Origin of the sequence: Tsukamurella spumae (assembly GCF_012396015.1) — a bacterium.
Classification (GTDB): Bacteria; Actinomycetota; Actinomycetes; order Mycobacteriales; family Mycobacteriaceae; genus Tsukamurella; species Tsukamurella spumae.
This window is the reverse complement of the sequence record NZ_JAAXOQ010000010.1, coordinates 23,142-37,993: the sequence shown is the minus strand read 5'-3', so window position 1 is coordinate 37,993 and position 14,852 is coordinate 23,142. Positions and strand designations below refer to the sequence as shown.

The 14,852-nt window shown below is 72.8% G+C and carries 13 protein-coding genes; 2 read left to right on the top strand and 11 right to left on the bottom strand.

The window, feature by feature from the left end:
- Positions 1-10: 10 nt before the first annotated feature.
- The 4 genes from HF999_RS09245 to typA form a co-directional block, all read right to left on the bottom strand.
- Positions 11-361 (bottom strand): hypothetical protein, encoded by a 351-nt coding sequence (locus tag HF999_RS09245; RefSeq protein ID WP_168545590.1) that lies wholly within the window; start codon positions 359-361, stop codon positions 11-13.
- Positions 361-1,278, bottom strand: coding sequence for an N-acetyl-1-D-myo-inositol-2-amino-2-deoxy-alpha-D-glucopyranoside deacetylase (gene mshB / locus HF999_RS09240; RefSeq protein ID WP_168545589.1), 918 nt, complete (start codon positions 1,276-1,278; stop codon positions 361-363). Before mshB ends, HF999_RS09245 begins: the two co-directional genes overlap by 1 nt.
- The gene (locus tag HF999_RS09235; RefSeq protein WP_168545588.1) at positions 1,275-3,128 is read right to left on the bottom strand and encodes an ABC transporter family substrate-binding protein; all 1,854 of its coding nucleotides are present in this window, start codon (positions 3,126-3,128) and stop codon (positions 1,275-1,277) included. The genes mshB and HF999_RS09235 overlap by 4 nt, the downstream gene beginning before the upstream one ends.
- Before the next feature lie 102 nt (positions 3,129-3,230).
- Positions 3,231-5,138 carry a translational GTPase TypA gene (gene typA / locus HF999_RS09230; RefSeq protein WP_168545587.1) on the bottom strand — a complete coding sequence of 636 codons (1,908 nt, stop codon included), beginning with the start codon at positions 5,136-5,138 and terminating at the stop codon, positions 3,231-3,233.
- A 196-nt stretch (positions 5,139-5,334) separates the two neighbouring features.
- Between typA and HF999_RS09225 the strand changes: the two genes are divergently transcribed.
- Positions 5,335-5,532 carry a hypothetical protein gene (locus HF999_RS09225; protein ID WP_168545586.1) on the top strand — a complete coding sequence of 66 codons (198 nt, stop codon included), beginning with the start codon at positions 5,335-5,337 and terminating at the stop codon, positions 5,530-5,532.
- Here HF999_RS09225 and HF999_RS09220 read toward each other — a convergent pair.
- Genes HF999_RS09220 through mgrA form a run of 3 tightly spaced genes read right to left on the bottom strand, consistent with a single transcriptional unit; the run spans position 5,529 to position 7,994 of the window.
- The gene (locus HF999_RS09220; RefSeq protein ID WP_168545585.1) at positions 5,529-6,236 is read right to left on the bottom strand and encodes a DUF8817 family protein; all 708 of its coding nucleotides are present in this window, start codon (positions 6,234-6,236) and stop codon (positions 5,529-5,531) included. The two genes, HF999_RS09225 and HF999_RS09220, sit on opposite strands and share 4 nt — an antisense overlap.
- Before the next feature lie 25 nt (positions 6,237-6,261).
- The gene (locus HF999_RS09215) at positions 6,262-6,924 is read right to left on the bottom strand and encodes a TetR/AcrR family transcriptional regulator (RefSeq protein ID WP_168545584.1); all 663 of its coding nucleotides are present in this window, start codon (positions 6,922-6,924) and stop codon (positions 6,262-6,264) included.
- Positions 6,921-7,994, bottom strand: a complete 1,074-nt coding sequence (gene mgrA / locus HF999_RS09210) for an L-glyceraldehyde 3-phosphate reductase (protein WP_168545583.1) — start codon at positions 7,992-7,994, stop codon at positions 6,921-6,923. Before mgrA ends, HF999_RS09215 begins: the two co-directional genes overlap by 4 nt.
- Positions 7,995-8,044: 50 nt before the next feature.
- Between mgrA and HF999_RS09205 the strand changes: the two genes are divergently transcribed.
- On the top strand, positions 8,045-9,046 hold the full coding sequence (locus HF999_RS09205) for a cation diffusion facilitator family transporter (RefSeq protein WP_168545582.1): 1,002 nt from the start codon (positions 8,045-8,047) through the stop codon (positions 9,044-9,046).
- A gap of 31 nt (positions 9,047-9,077) precedes the next feature.
- Here the strand turns inward: HF999_RS09205 and HF999_RS09200 are convergent, their stop codons facing one another.
- The 4 genes from HF999_RS09200 to HF999_RS09185 are packed head-to-tail and all read right to left on the bottom strand — an operon-like array spanning position 9,078 to position 14,849.
- Entirely contained in the window at positions 9,078-11,039 is a 1,962-nt protein-coding gene (locus tag HF999_RS09200) for a GMC family oxidoreductase (protein WP_312854077.1), read from the bottom strand.
- A gap of 4 nt (positions 11,040-11,043) precedes the next feature.
- Complete coding sequence (locus HF999_RS09195; protein WP_168545581.1) at positions 11,044-12,105, bottom strand: ABC transporter ATP-binding protein; 1,062 nt, start codon at positions 12,103-12,105, stop codon at positions 11,044-11,046.
- 45 nt (positions 12,106-12,150) lie between these two features.
- Positions 12,151-13,761 (bottom strand): ABC transporter permease, encoded by a 1,611-nt coding sequence (locus HF999_RS09190; RefSeq protein ID WP_312854076.1) that lies wholly within the window; start codon positions 13,759-13,761, stop codon positions 12,151-12,153.
- A 23-nt stretch (positions 13,762-13,784) separates the two neighbouring features.
- A complete protein-coding gene (locus tag HF999_RS09185) occupies positions 13,785-14,849 on the bottom strand; it encodes a thiamine ABC transporter substrate-binding protein (RefSeq protein ID WP_168545579.1) in 1,065 nt (354 codons plus the stop codon).
- Positions 14,850-14,852: the final 3 nt, after the last annotated feature.

The window sequence follows — 14,852 nt, the reverse complement described above, 5'->3', positions numbered from 1 at the left end:
TCAGCGTCCGTCACTTCTCCGATGATGCCAGGTATCCGGAGACTACCGGCATTCCGATTCCACAAAGGACGACCAGGAGCAGCCGCCAGTCGTAGAAGACGGTGCTGTTCCCGGGCCCACCCAGCAGGAACGCGACGATCACCACGAGGAAGGCGATCACGGGAAGCGCGGCGTGGAAGGACTCTCCCCCGAGTCGGCGCGCCGCGACCGAGAGCAGCGACAGGAACGCGCCGAATACCACCGCCGACAGGGGCAGCGGCACGGACCCCGCGTAGGTGTACAGGTACATCGTGGCCCCCACGGCGCAGACGGCGCCGCCGAGCGCCGCCACGCCGAGCAGCGCGCGGTCCAGCGGCGCCATCAGGCGATCCCCGCGAACAGGTCGCGCTCGATGCCGTCCGGTCCCGGCGCCGCGGTGCCACGGGCGAGCACGAAGGACTCCTCGCCGAACACCGGCTGCGCGATCCGGTTGGTGAGGGCGAACGCGGTGCCCGTCGGGTCCACCGCCAGCTGCGTCTCGTGCGCCCGCAGCGCGGCCGCCCTGCGATCGGCGACGGCGGCCACGTCGATCCGGGTCGTGACCTCGGCGTCGTCGTGGGCGGGCAGCTCGTCGGGGGCGGCCACGCGCCAGTCCGCGGGCAGCGCCGCGTCGTGCAGCGCGTCCAGCCCGGCGTCGAGGTCGCCGCGGGCCGTCACCGTCCAGTACAGCTTCTCGACCCGCCAGGGCTCGCCCGGCAGCGACGGATCCGCAGCCGCCTCGACCGCCGCGTGCGTCACCGCGTGCGCGGCGATGTGGTCGGGGTGGCCGTAGCCGCCGACCTCGTCGTAGGTCACGACGACCTGCGGCCGCCGTTCCCGGAGTACCCGCACGAGCGCCGCCACCGGGCCACCGTCGGGCCGCCCGGTCGCGACGGCGGTCGCGAAGGCGCGCGGGTGCGCCGCCGCGGGTGTCCCCGCCATGCCGGAGTCGCGCCAGCGCCCCATGCCGCCCAGGAACAGCGGCCGCAGCACGGGCCCCGACGGGTCGCTGAGCGCCGCGAGCGCCGCGGTCAGCTCGCCGATCCGGTATCCGCCCAGCTGGTCGGCGTTGTCGGAGGTCAGCTGCGCGAACCGCGGCTCCATGACCTCGCCCTCGTCGCCCAGCGTGCAGGTCACGACCGTGACCTCGGCGCCCTCGGCCAGGTAGCGGGCGATCGTGCCGCCGGTGGTGATGGTCTCGTCGTCGGGATGCGCGTGCACCAGCAGCAGCCGGTGCGGTGCGGCGTCGGGCGTCGTCACTTGCGGGCCCACCCTTCGACACCGCTGAACACGCCGTCCTGCGGCGGTCCCTCGAGAGTGACCCCCTGCACCGTCGGGCCCACGGCCGAGAGGGTGACGTCCTGCAGGATCGGCAGGACCGTGGCGCGGGACCACAGGTCGGCGTCGATCGCACCGAGGTCGAGGGCGTCGCCGCGCAGGCCCGCGTGGGCCAGGTCCTGCAGGTCGGCGTCGCACAGGCCGGCCAGGTTGCCGCCGACCGTGGTCGCGGCGGGGTCGTTCTCGGGATTCGGCGCGGCGGGGGTCGTGGTAGCGGCGCGCCCGGAATCCTGCGAGGGCGGGGCGGGGCAGGCGACGCGGGCCGCGAACCGCTCGACGGGCGTCGGGCCGGTCCCCGACCAGCCGACGACCGCGTCGACGGCCCCGTCGAGCAGGGCCGTCCCGGCCACCACCTGCGGGTCCAGCGCGACGACGGACGCGAACACGCCCATCGCGCGCAACTGGTCGGTGGCATTGCTGGCCACCGCGAACGCGGGGACATTGCCCTGCGGAACGCCGATCCGCAGGAACATCGGCACCCCGTCACGCACGTACTGCTGCACGCTCTCCCCCGGCGACGGGGACGGCGGAACCGGCAGCGCGGAGGGATCCGCGCTCGTGGACGGGTCCGCGGTGCCGGTGGGCGGGGGCGGCGTGGGCGGCACGCTCTGGCTCGGCGGGATCGGCGCGGTCTGCAGCGAATAGCCCGCCGCCGCGAGGGCCTTCTCCAGCTTGGCCTTGGCCTCGGCCGCCGGGGGCCGGGGCGGCATGGTCGGCGCGTACCCCGGGTCCGACGGTGCCAGCACCTGCGCGCGGGCGGGCCGGACCGTGTCGCCCCCGGAGCCGACCGTGGTGAGCAGGTCGACGTTGACCGCGTCGAGCAGGGCGCGCCGCACCGCGACATCGGTGAGGAACTTCGACCGGGTGTTCAGTGTCAGGGACAGCACGCGCGGGTCGACCTGCTCGATCGCGCGGACCTGGTAGATCGAGGTCAGCTGGGCCAACAACGACGGTCCGCCGTGCACCGAGACGACCTGCACGTCGCCGGTGCGCACCGAGTTGGCGAGCTGCGTGTCGCTGCCGCCCTTGCGCAGCACGATGCGGTCGACGAGGGCGGGCTTCATCCAGTAGCGGTCGTTGCGCTCGAGGGTCACCTCGTCCCGCGCGACGTCGACCTTCTTGACCAGGTAGCCCGCGCCGGACGCCGGGATCTTCTCGCGCATCGCGCCGTTGAAACCGCCGGGCGAGCCCTTGACGAGGTGGCTGGGCAGCAGATTCTGGAACAGCGTCCGCCACCCCGGCAGGGGCGCCTTGAGCGTGACGATGACCCGCTTGCCGCCGGCGCCGGAGGCGACCGATTCGATCTGCCGATAGGGGGCCGAGCCGACGGTGTCGGGGGCGGTGATCATCGACTGCCACAGGTAGACGAAGTCCTCCGCGGCGATCGGCGCACCGTCGGACCACTGCGCGTCCTGCCGGATGGTGTAGGCGATCTGCAGAGGCGCCGGCTGCTCGATGGTCGGGATCAGATCGGTGTTCTGTGTGAGCGTCACCCTGCCGTCCGGGGCCTGTGCCTCCCGGAACACGCTGGGTAGCGTCATCGCCGCCAGCGCCCGCGCCGCGGCGGACGAGTTCGACGCCAGGTGCGGGTTGAACCCCGCCCCCAGGCCGTCGATCGCGACCTGCACGGTGGTGCCGGTCGTCGTGGGAACCTGCGGCGGCGCGGAGGTCTCCGACCCCGGGACGGCCGGGGGCGGGTCGGCGACGCACGCGGTGAGGGTCGCCGCCAGGAGGGCCGACGACACCGCCAGCCCCAGGGACCTCCGCCGCACCGCGCCTCCTTCGCTCGCTGTCGTTCCCGCCCGAACGGGTCACCGTCGGGCCGTGTGACCGCCGCCGGCCCCGGATGTCCTCCGGGGAGGCGGCCCCGCGGCCTAGCCCGCGGACTGGTCTCGCGACTTGGCGCGCGACCGCTCACGGGCGCGCTCGGTGGCGTTCAAGTGCACCTTACGCACCCGAACGACCTCGGGCGTGACCTCGACGCACTCGTCGCCCGCGCAGAACTCCATGGCGGCCTCGAGCTCGAGCTTGATGGGCTTGGCGAGGGTCTCCATCACGTCGGCGGAGGACTGACGCATGTTGGTCAGCTTCTTCTCCTTGGTGACGTTGATGTCGAGGTCCTCGGCGCGGGGGTTGATGCCCACGACCATGCCCTCGTAGGTGTCGGCGCCCGGCTCGACGAAGAAGGTGCCGCGGTCGGCCAGCTGGATCATGGCGAACGGGGTCACGCTGCCCTGGCGGTCCGAGACCAGCGAGCCGGTGTGGCGGGCACGGATCTCGCCGGCCCACGGCGCGTACTCGTGGAAGACGGCGTTCGCGATGCCGGTGCCGCGGGTCTCGGTGAGGAAGTCGGTGCGGAAGCCGATCAGGCCGCGCGACGGGACGACGAACTCCATGCGGACCCAACCGGTGCCCTGGTTGGCCATGGTCTCCATGCGGCCGCGACGGTTCGCGAGCAGCTGGGTGACCGAGCCGAGGTACTCCTCGGGGACGTCGATGGTCAGGTGCTCGAAGGGCTCGTGCACCTTGCCGTCGACCTTGCGGGTGACCACCTGCGGCTTGCCGACGGTGAGCTCGAAGCCCTCGCGCCGCATCTGCTCGACGAGGATGGCCAGCGCCAGCTCGCCGCGGCCCTGCACCTCCCACTGGTCGGGCTTGCCGATGTCGAGGACCTTGAGCGAGACATTGCCGATGAGCTCGGAGTCGAGGCGCGACTTGACCATGCGGGCGGTCAGCTTGTGGCCCGAGACCTTGCCGACGAGCGGGCTGGTGTTGGTGCCGATCGTGACCGAGATGGCCGGCTGGTCGACGGTGATGCGCGGCAGCGCGACGGGGTTGTCCAGATCGGCGAGGGTGTCGCCGATCATGATCTCCGGGAAGCCCGCGACGGCCACGATGTCGCCGGCGACGGCCTCCTCGGCGGGCTTGCGCTCGACGCCCTCGGTGGCCAGCAGCTCGGTGACCTTGGCATTGGTGACGACGGGCTCGCCGTCGACCTCGCGCATCCACGCCACGGTCTGGCCCTTGCGCAGGGTGCCGTTGTGGATGCGGACCAGGGCGAGGCGACCGAGGAAGGCCGACGCGTCGAGGTTGGTCACGTGCGCCTGCAACGGCGCCGCGGCGTCGCCCTTGGGCGCGGGGATGTGATCGTGCAGGATCTCGAAGAGCTCGTCGAGGTTCTCGGCATCAGGGACCTCGCCGTTGGCGGGCGCGGTGGTCGACGCCTTGCCCTCACGGCCGGAGGCGTAGATCACGGGGAGCCCGAGCGCCAGCTCAGCGGCCTCGGCCGCCTCGTCGGACAGGTCGGACGCGAGGTCGAGCAGGAGGTCCTGCGCCTCGGTGACGACCTCCTCGATCCGGGCATCGGGGCGGTCGGTCTTGTTGACCACCAGGATCACGGGCAGCGAGGCGGCGAGCGCCTTGCGCAGCACGAAGCGGGTCTGGGGCAGCGGGCCCTCGGAGGCGTCCACGAGCAGGACGACGCCGTCGACCATCGACAGGCCGCGCTCGACCTCACCGCCGAAGTCGGCGTGGCCGGGGGTGTCGATCACGTTGATGACGGTGGTGGTGCCGTCGGCGTTCACACGGTGCACGGCCGTGTTCTTCGCCAGGATCGTGATGCCCTTCTCCTTCTCGAGGTCGCCCGAGTCCATCACGCGGTCGACGAGCTCGGCGCGCTCACCGAAGACGCCGGACTGCCGCAGCATCGCATCGACGAGGGTGGTCTTCCCGTGGTCGACGTGCGCGACGATGGCGACGTTGCGGAAGCTGGGCTGGCTCACAAGGGTTCTCCTGCGGTTGGCGTCCGCGCACACGGGAGGCCCCGTCTTGGCGGAGCGCGTCTCGCGGACACGAAAAAGGGGCGTGCGGACACGCCTGGTCGATACCAGTTTACGGGGAACAGGCGGTCCGGCCCGAATCGCCGCCGGCGGATGTGACGATTGACAAGTTCTCGTTAGGTTGCGCTAACCTATTCACGTGAGTAAGACCAAGGCGCACGAACTCGTGGGCAGCAAGCCCAAGAAGAAGTGCTGCCGCAAGACGACGCGGTGCATGAAGTGCCCCGTGGTGATCCACAAGCTCAACCGCCTGGCCGCGGACGGCGCCTCCAAGAAGGACCTCAAGAAGTCCCTGAAAACCGTGCGCGACAACCCGAATCGCACACGGGCGGCCTAGTCCGCCTGATCCAGCAGCTGTCGCAGCGCACCCGGATCGGCGGCGGTCGCGACGGCGCGGTCGAGCTCCTCGGGGGTCACCGGCAGTGCTCGCAGCTCCCCCACCAGGCCCGGCACGTCCGCGTCGCGGCCCGCCGCCGGCGCGAGCTCGAGCAGGAAGGCCAGGGCGAAGGCGCGGTCGGCATCCGTGTCGCCCTCCTTCGGGCGCCGCAGCGCCGAGGTCAACGCCCGATAGGCCGCGGCGTCGTCGCCCTTGAAGCCGCTGAGGATGCGGGCGTTATCGAGCGCCTTGGCGAGGCCGGACAGCTCCTGAGAGCCGCCGTACTCGAACTCCTCCTCGTCCTTGCGGATGATCAGCAGCTGGTTGCCCGACGGGTCGACGAGGGTGAACCGGGAGGCGCCGGGGCGGAACCGGGTCAGCCGCGGCTCCCCCGAGGCGGGCACCTTTCCGAGGAGTCCCTTGATCGCGGCCTTGAACGCGGCGTGCTCGGCGGCCACGTCGTCGACCAGCAGCAGGCAGATCCCGGTGTCGTCGGCGTCGCGGGCGAACCGCGCGAAGTGGACGTCCGCACCGTCGCGCGTGAACGCGAGGTAGAGGTACGGGCGGACCTGGTAGCCGGTGCACTCGAATCCGAGGGCGGTGTAGAACTCGCGAGTGGCCTCGGGGTCGACGCAGGGCAGGACCGGAACGGCGGTGGTGGGCACCCCGCCAGGCTAGTGCGGAATGCGGTCAGTTCCTGTCCGACGGTGCCGTCACCAGAAGGTTCACCAGCACGGAGGTCAGGACGCGCACCAGCTCCGCGGGGTCGGCGCGCTCGTCCGCGTGCAGCCACCAGGCCATCAGGAACTCGTTGACCGAGGGGATGAAGGCCGCGTGCACCCACGGCGCCACGGGCGGCGCCCCGGCGGCCTCCGCCGCCGACCGGATGGTCTGCGCCCACAGGTCGCGGTTGGCCAGCCGGAAGGCCTCCAGCTCGGAGCTCACGCCCACGACCTCGACGAAGGCCACCCGCAGTCCCCGCGGGTCGGCGAGCACCGCGTCGATGTACGCGGTCAGGCCCGTCGCGACCAGCGACGCGACAGCCCCGTCGCCGGTGCCCGCGGCGGGGGCACCGTCGGCCAGGGCCGCGGCGACGGCGGCGCGCCCACGGTCGTGGACGCCGGTGTAGAGGTGCCGCAGGAGCGCCTCGCGGTCGGCGAACTGCTCGTAGAAGTGGCGCCGCGAGACCTTCGCGCGCTCACAGACGTCCGCGACCGTCGTCTGCTGGTACCCGACGGTGGCGAACAGCTCCAGCCCGGCGTCCTCGAGCCGGGCGAGCCGCTCGGCGTGCCGGGTACGGGCGTCGGCGCCCGCGTACACCCGCCCGGCGGCGCCGGTCCTGGCGGTGGTCACGACGTCGATTCGGTGGCTCCCCACCAGATGTTCACGCCACCGTCCACGGCGAACTCGTCGATCGCGGCGAGCTCGGCGGAGGAGAAGTCGAGGTTCGCCACCGCACCGACACTGTCCTCGAGCTGCGCCACGCTGGACGCACCGATGAGCGCGGAGGTCACCGCCGGCGCGCGAAGCACCCAGGCGATGGCCATCTGCGCGAGCGTCTGTCCGCGCGCCGCGGCGATGTCGGCGAGTCCGCGCACCCGCGCCAGGTTCTCCTCGGAGAGCATCCCGCCGGACAGGCTCTTGCCGGCGGCCCCGCGCGAATCCTCCGGCACGCCACCGAGGTAGCGGTTCGTGAGCAGGCCCTGCGCGAGCGGGGAGAAGGCGATCACGCCCATCCCCTCGGCGGCGGCGGTCTCGAGCAGCGATGCTCCGGTGGCCTCCGCGGCTTCCTCGCCGCGCTCGACCCAGCGGTTGAGCATCGAGTACGAGGGCTGATGGATGAGCAGCGGGGTGCCGAGGTCGCGCATGATCTCCTGCGCGCGGGCCGTGAGCGACGCGCTGTACGACGAAATACCCACGTACAGAGCCCGTCCCGAGGTCACGGCGTGGTGCAGTGCGCCCATGGTCTCCTCGAGCGGCGTCTCGGGATCCGGCCGGTGGCTGTAGAAGACGTCCACGTAGTCCAGGCCCATGCGCCGCAGCGACTGGTCCAGCGAGGCCAACAGGTACTTGCGCGACCCGCCGAATCCGTACGGCCCCGGCCACATGTCCCACCCCGCCTTCGACGAGATGATCAGCTCGTCCCGGTAGGGCCGGAAGTCCTCGGCGAGCAGGGTGCCGAAGTTGCGCTCGGCACTGCCGGGCGGCGGCCCGTAGTTGTTCGCCAGGTCGAAGTGGTTCACGCCCAGATCGAACGCCCGCCGCAGGATGTCGCGCTGGGTCTGCAGCGGCTTGTCGTCCCCGAAGTTGTGCCACAGGCCGAGCGAGACGGCCGGGAGTCTGAGCCCCGACTCCCCCACGCGACGGTACGGAACGCGCTCGTAGCGACTGTCGGCCGCGACGTACGGATCGAATGCACCCATGAGCACCATCATGCCCGGCGCGGGTCGTCCGCGGGCCTACGATCTGCAGCATGGGTGACGACGCGCAGGACGGGTCCCAGGACGAGAGCCTCCTGACGGTGCTCATCGCGTTCGGTGCCAACGTGCTGATCGCGGTGGCGAAGTCCGTCGCGGCGGTGGTCACCGGTTCGGCGGCGATGGTCGCCGAGGCGGCGCACTCGTGGGCCGACACGGGCAACGAGATCTTCCTGCTCATCGGCGCGCGCCGCGCCGCGAAGCCCGCGGACCCGTCCCACCCGTTCGGGTACGGCCGGTCCGGCTACGTCTGGTCGATGTTCGCGGCGTTCGGCCTGTTCAGCGTCGGCGCGGCGGTGTCGGTGTGGCACGGCATCTCGGCGCTGGCCGCGCCCGAGGAGACCTCGGACTACGGCTGGGCCTACGCGGTGCTCGCCATCGCGTTCGTGCTGGAGGGCACGTCCTTCCTCCAGGCGCTGCGACAGACCAGGGCCGGCGCGAAGGAGCGCATGATGCATCCGCTGCGCTACGTGCGGATCACCTCCAACCCGGTGCTGCGCTCGGTGTTCGCGGAGGATCTGAGCGCGTTGATCGGCATCGTCATCGCCGCGACCGCATTGGCCCTGCACCAGATCACCGGGAACCCGATGTGGGACGCGATCGGGTCGATCGCCGTCGGGGTCCTGCTCGGCTTCGTCGCCGTCTTCCTGATCCTGCGCAACATGGACTTCCTCACGGGCGAGGAGGCGACGCCCCTGGCCCGCAACCGCATGCTCGCGGCGCTGCTCGCGCACCCGGACATCAAGCAGGTGAGCTTCCTGCACATGGAATGGGTGGGCGCCGATCGGCTGTTCCTCGTCGCCGCCGTCGACCTCGAGGGCGACCTCCCGGAGTCGCAGGTCGCGGCGCGGCTCGCCACCATCGCGGACGATATGGACCGGATCCCCCGCATCCAGCGCGCCGTCTTCACGCTCACCCGGCCCGACGACGCGACGACCCTGCGCCCCGGCCCCCTGCCCGATTGGTACCTCCCGGGCAGCACGACGCCCCGGCCGTGAGGCCGCCGCGCACCGTCGAACCGGCGGACCGTCAGGTCAGGCGCGCGGCGAGGCGGGAGGCGTTCATGTGGGCGATGGCTTCGATGGAGATCATCGGGTTCACGCCGCTGGGCGTCGGGAAGCACGACGCATCCGCGACGATCAGGTTGGGCACCTCCCAGGTCGCGCCGTCGGGGTCGGTCGCCGACGTGTCGCGACCGCCGCCCATCGCGGCCGTGCCCATGATGTGGAGCGCGATCATCATGCACCGGGCCGGGCCGTAGCCCTCCCGCCGCGCCGCGGCCGCGAAGCCCTCGAGCGACCCGGGCAGGTGTGCGTCGACCCGGTTCTGGTGCGAGCTGCGCACCGACCGGGCGCCGGCGGCGGCGAGGATCTCCGCCGCACCCACCACTCCGCGCTGCATGTGCGCGGCGTCGTGATCGCCGAGGCGGTAGCGCACGACGGGCTCACCGTCGCGTCCGACGGTGACCCGCCCGCTACCGGCGTCGCGGACGATGACGCCCACCTGGACGGTGTGCCGCAGCGCGCGCATGTCCGCCGCGTGCCGCGCCGCGGACTGCCAGGGCTGGAACAGGGTGATCGCGCCGGGGCTCGCCGGCCCGGTCTCGTAGATGACGCCGTAGCCGGCGCCGTCGAGGTCGGCGTGCTCCGTCGAGTAGCGGGTCTGCAGTCCGCCCTCCCAGGGGCGGACGTCCTCGTCGAAGACCCCGGCGACAGCGGTCACGGGGTGCAGCCGCAGGTTCTCGCCGATCCGCTCGTTGCGCAGGCCGGAGCGCCGCAGCAGCGGCGGGGTCTGGAGCGAGCCGGCCGCGACCACGACGGCCCGTGCGGCGACGGTGACCGGGGCACCGTCGGGCCCGATCGCCTCGACGCCGGTCGCGCGTCCCCGTTCCACGATCACCCGCCGCACCTCGACGCCCACGGCGATCCGGGCGCCGTCGGCGGCGGCGTCGCGCAGCCAGGTCTTGACGGTGGACTGCTTGGCGCCGATCCGGCAGCCGTAGCCGCAGCGCCCGCACTCGACACCCTGATCGCAGCCGAGCACGTTGCGCGGCATCGCCTCGCAGTGCCAACCGAGGGCGGTCAGGCCCCGCTCGAGGATCGCGTCGCGCGAGGAGGCACGGCCGTGGTCGGTGTTCACGCCCAGGCGGCGCTGCACCGCGTCGAGCGCGCGGCTGAACTCGTCGCCGGCGAACTGCCGGGCGCCGTGCGCGGCCCATTCGGCGCGCACGTGCTCGGGCGTCGCGAAGGAGGTCGACCAGTTCACGACGGTCCCGCCGCCGAGGGTCCCACCGGCCATGAGCGACGAGAACTGCCCCTCCGCCGAGAGCGCGGGAGCACCCGCGTACAAGGTGGTCAACGCGTCGAGTTCGCCGGCGCCGAAGTCGCGGTCGTCGTGGTAGCCGCCCTTCTCCAGGACCAGCACGTCCAGGCCCGCGGCCGCGAGCACCGCGGCGGCCGTCCCGCCGCCGGCGCCGGAGCCGACGACGACGACATCGGCGGTGAGGTCGGCACCGGCGGCGGGCAGCGCCAGCGGCCGCAGGGAACGCTCCGGCGCATCGACGAGCGGGCCCGGCGCCTCGGGATAACCGATCGCGGCGCGGGCGGCGGCAGCCCCTGGGGCGATGTAGTACGAGCCGATGAGCAGCGACCGCAGCCCCTGGAAGACCGACCGGAGAGCGGGCGAACGCGACTCACCCCAGCCGAACAGCGCCTCCTCGCGCCGGGCCCGCGACTGCGCGGAGAACCGGCGCGGCCCCAACCCGCTGACCAGGCCCATCCCGCGCGTGTCCCACAGGTCGAGGAAGATCTTGAGCTCGCGCAGCTCACGCGGCAGCATCTTGTGCGCGGCGGCGCGGGAGACCGACGCGACGATGTCGATGTCACGCGCGCCCGGCACACCGTCCCACCCCGGGACGAGCGTGTCGGCGATCGCCGTGAGGGCGCGCGCCTGCCGCGGACTGAACACGTCGGTCGGCGCGGAGGTCGTCACCACCTCATCCGATCACGGCGACGCGCCGCGGGTTGAGCGCGACGCGCACGATCTCCCCCTCGGCGGGCGCGGTGTCGCCGAGCGCCTCGACCAGCAGCTCGCCGTCGTCGGTGTCGACGCCGACGGTGATCCGCACCCCGTCTGCGGTGGGGACGGCCCCCACCACCCGGGCCGGGACCCCGTGCGCCTGGAGCACGACGGAGCCGGGGCGCAGCCCCAGCTGGAACCGTCCGTCCGGGCAATCGACGATGACCTGCCCCAGCGCGCACGTCGCCTGCTGGCGCTCCACCTGTGCGTCGAGCAGCACCGTGTAGCCGAGGAACCGCGCGACCTCCGGGGTGCGCGGGCGGCGCCACAGCCGGGCGGGCCGGTCGATCTGGGCGATGGCGCCGGCGTCCAGCACTGCGACGGTATCGGCGAGCTCCACCGCCTCGTCGTGGTCGTGGGTCACGATCAGTGCGGGTGTGGCGGTCTCGCGGAGGATCCGGCGCAGGTCGCCGACGAGGCGATCGCGCAGCCGGCGGTCCAACGCCGAGAGCGGCTCGTCCAGCAGCAGCAGGCGCGGGCGCGGGGCCAGCGCGCGGGCCAGCGCGACACGCTGCTGCTGACCGCCGGACAGCTCGCCGACGGGGCGCGACCCCAGGCCCGGCAGGCCGACGAGCTCCAGCAGCTCCTCGACCCGGGCATCGGCCTCGGCGCGCGGGACGTGGCGGCGCTGCAGTCCGTAGCGGATGTTGCCCGCCACGTCCCGGTGCCCGAACAACTGGCCGTCCTGGAAGACCATGCCGAAGCCGCGCTTGTGCGTGGGCACCCGGGCCAGGTCCGCTCCGTCCAGCAGGATGCGGCCGGAGGCCAGCGGCTCCAGGCCGGCGACGGCGCGCAGCAGCGTCGACTTACCGCAGCCCGACGGACCGAGCAGCGCGGTCACCGACGAGGCGGTGTCGGGCACCGTCGCGCCGAGGTCCGGCGTCCGGGTCCCCGCGCCGACGTGCCCGACGGTGAGCGATACCTCGCGCACCGCCGTCACGGCGCCGTACCGCACGCTGACGCGGTCGATGGTCAGCACGTGACGTCCCCTCTCACGGATCCCCGGCGCGCCCCCGGCGCCCGGTCAGAACTCGGCTCTCGCGGTGTCGTCCCGGCGGAGTACCTCGACGAACCCGATCACCAGCACCGTCGCCGCGATGAGCAGCACGGAGCAGGACGCTGCCAGCGCGGCGTTGTCCCACCCCGGGCGACCGGAGATGCGGCCGATCAGCACGGGCAGCGTCATCTGCTCGGGCCGGACCAGGAAGCCTGCCGCCCCGAACTCCCCCAGCGTAACCACGTACGCGAAACCCGCGGCAACGGCCACGGACCGCCCGACGACGGGGAGGTCGACGGAGGTGAACACGCGCAGCGGGGAGGCGCCGAGCACCGCCGCGGCCTGCCGCTGCCGCGGGTCCACCGCGGCGAGCGCGGGCACCAGCACGCGCACCACGAGCGGCAGCGCGACGAGCGCCTGCACGAAGGGCAGCACCACGGGCGACTCGCGCACCGCGGGAAGGGATTGCAGGGCCAGCAGGTAGCCGAAGCCGAGGGTCACGGCACTCACACCGAGCGGGAGCATCACCACCGCGTCGGCCAGCCGGCTCAGCACACCGCGCGAACGCGAGATGGCCAGCGCGGCCAGCGTTCCCACGACGAGTGCGATCGCGCCCGCCTGCGCCGCGGTCACCAGCGACATGACCATCGCCTTCATCGGCACGACCCCGCCGATGTCCTCGGTCAGCCGGCGGTAGGCGTCCAGGCTCAGGATGCCCGACGGGTCGGGGCGCAGCGACCGGAGCAGGAGCGCGACCAGGGGGAAGAGCAGTGCCACCACGGCCACCGGTACGCCGAGGAGCACGCCGATCCGGGCCGCGCCGCGCGGCCGGGCGGGCTGCGGGCGCGCCGCCGAGGAGGGTCGCGAGACCCGCACGCGCAGCGCCCCGCTCACGGCCACCGCGAGCACCACGACCACGATCTGGACCAGCGCGAGCAGGGCGGCGGTGCGCAGGTCGAAGGCCCCGACCACCTCCTGGTACATCGCCGTCTCAAGGGTCCGCAGGCGGCTGCCGCCCACCACGAGGACGATGCCGAAGCTGGTCGCACAGAACAGGAACACCACCGACGCCGCCGAGGCGATCGCCGGGAGCAGCGCGGGCGCCGTGGCCGTGAGGAATGCGCGCGCCGGGCTCGCGCCGAGGGTGCGCGCGGCCTGTTCGGCGCGCGGGTCGACGGACGACCACACGCCGCCGACGATCCGCGCGACGACGGAGACGTTGAAGTAGGCGTGCGCGAGCAGCACCGCCCACACCGTCTCCGACAGGCCGAGGAAGCCGAGCCCGCCGCCGGGCGCGAACATGGTGCGGAAGGCGACGCCGACGACGACGGTCGGGAGCACGAAGGGCACCGTCACCAGTACCCGGACCAGCCACTGCCCGCGGAACCTCACGCGCGCGGTGAGCCACGCCAGCGGCAGCCCGAGGATCACGGTGAGCAGTGTCGACGCCGCGGCCTGCCACACGGTGAACCAGACCAGGCCCAGCCCACCCGCGCCGGTGAATCCCTCCCGGAAGGACACCCCGTCGGACGACAGACCGCGGCCGATGATCGCGGCGACGGGCCAGACGAACAGGACCGCCACGAACAGCAGGGGGGCGGCCAGCAGCGCGAGCCGCCCGCGCGATGACGAGGTCACGGCGCCCCGCAACGACGGAGGAATCACCGCCCCATCAGCTGGCGCCACTGCCGCACCCAGCCGTCGCGCTCGTCGGCGAGCCGCTCGGCGGACAGGGTCGCGGCCTTCGGCGGGACGGGCGCGTACTTGGCCCAGGCCTCCGGCAGCGCGACGCCGCGGGTCACGGGGTAGACGTACATCTCGTCCGGGATGGTGGCCTGCGCCGCGGGCGAGAGCAGGAAGTCGATCAGCTTGCGGGCACCGTCGGGATTCTTGGTCCCGCGGAGCACGCCCGCGTACTCGACCTGCCGGAAGCAGGTGTCGAGCAGCGCCTTGGTCGGCGGGGCGGAGCCGTCCTTGCCGACCTCGGCCGCGGGCGAGCTGGCGTACGAGACGACGATCGGCTTGGGGCCCTTGCCCGACGATCCGGAGAAGTCGGTGGAGTAGGCGGTACTCCAGTTCGGCGCGACGGCGACATCGTTGGCCCGCAGCGAACGCCAGTAGTCCTGCCAGCCCTCGCCGAGGGTCGCGACGGTGCCCGCCAGGAAGGCCATGCCCGGCGACGCGAGCTCCGGGTTCTCGACCACGGTGAGCCCGCGGTACTCGGGTCTCGCCAGGTCCTGGTAGGTCGCCGGCTCGGGCAGGTTCTTGTCCTTGAAGTACCGGGTATCGAGGTTCACGCACACGTCGCCGAAGTCGACGGCCGTCAGCTGCGGCATGCCGGCGAGCGCGTACTCCTGCGCGCCGTTCGCCGCGGCGGGCGAGACGTACTCGTCGAACACCCCCGCGCGCACGGGTCGCGCGGCGTAGGTGTTGTCCACGCCGAAGGCGACATCGCCGGGCGGGTTCCCCGGGGTCAGCGACAGCTTGGTGGCCAGCTCGCCGCCGTCGCCGAGCTCGACGGTCTTGATCTTCAGCCCGGTCTGCTTGGTGAAGTCGGCGAGCACGTTCTCGGGCAGGTGGAAGCTCGAGTGCGTCACCAGGGTGACGGTTCCGGTGGCCGACGGTGCGTCGCTCGGGCCCGACGGTGCCGTCGACGTCGCGCAGGCACTGGTCGCCAGGGTCGTCGCAGTCAGGATCGCAAGGCCGAGACGGCCGAGGTTGGTCATCCG

What these genes read in the sequence shown, in the direction of transcription:
- HF999_RS09245 (WP_168545590.1), bottom strand. Translation starts at nt 361, where the DNA reads ATGGCGCCGCTGGACCGCGCGCTGCTCGGCGTGGCGGCGCTCGGCGGC.
- mgrA (WP_168545583.1), bottom strand. Translation starts at nt 7,994, where the DNA reads ATGGGTGCATTCGATCCGTACGTCGCGGCCGACAGTCGCTACGAGCGC.
- HF999_RS09205 (WP_168545582.1), top strand. Translation starts at nt 8,045, where the DNA reads ATGGGTGACGACGCGCAGGACGGGTCCCAGGACGAGAGCCTCCTGACG.
- HF999_RS09185 (WP_168545579.1), bottom strand. Translation starts at nt 14,849, where the DNA reads ATGACCAACCTCGGCCGTCTCGGCCTTGCGATCCTGACTGCGACGACC.